Origin of the sequence: Haloarcula sp. Atlit-7R (genome assembly GCF_003666065.1) — an archaeon.
Taxonomy (GTDB): domain Archaea; phylum Halobacteriota; class Halobacteria; order Halobacteriales; family Haloarculaceae; genus Haloarcula; species Haloarcula taiwanensis.
Window position 1 is genome coordinate 1 of the sequence record NZ_QXIK01000124.1, and the last position, 437, is coordinate 437.

1 protein-coding gene and 1 pseudogene are annotated in these 437 nt (G+C 70.3%); both read right to left on the reverse strand.

The annotated features are described in order from the left end of the window. Positions 1 to 178, reverse strand: a pseudogene (locus D3D01_RS25180) (magnesium and cobalt transport protein CorA); the annotation flags it as partial. Then, positions 175 to 330: a hypothetical protein gene (locus tag D3D01_RS24425; RefSeq protein WP_004041564.1), complete on the reverse strand. Its 156-nt coding sequence runs from the start codon at positions 328 to 330 to the stop codon at positions 175 to 177. The pseudogene D3D01_RS25180 and the gene D3D01_RS24425, both read right to left, overlap by 4 nt. Positions 331 to 437: the final 107 nt, after the last annotated feature.

Below are 437 nucleotides of genomic sequence, written 5' to 3' on the forward strand. Positions count from 1 at the left end.
CGTTCCGCACGTCCTCGACCGAAAGCGAGTGGATGCCGAACGCCTCGGCGACGCGGTCGAACTCCTCGCCGGTCGTCGCGCGAACCCACGTCGTCCCGTCGGCGTCCCGCGCCGCGTCCAGCGCGGTCTCCCCGTAGGCCGACGCGCCGTCGTCGCGGTAGACGAGCGCCGAAATCACCGCACGTCACCCCCGATGGCCCAGAGCGTGATGCCGACCATGACGGCCGTCACCGAGAACGCCCGCCCCGGATAGGCGGCGAGGGTCCCGACGCCGTAGCCGACGACGCCGAGCGCCGTCACCGCGATACCTGCGGTCCGTACGCGAGTCATGGAACCACCGACCCGCGGCGACGAGAAAAAGGCTCCCCCGAGGCGACTCGCCAGAGCGACCTACGCTTCGGACGGGTGTTCGACCGAGCGAATCAGTTCCAAGACGT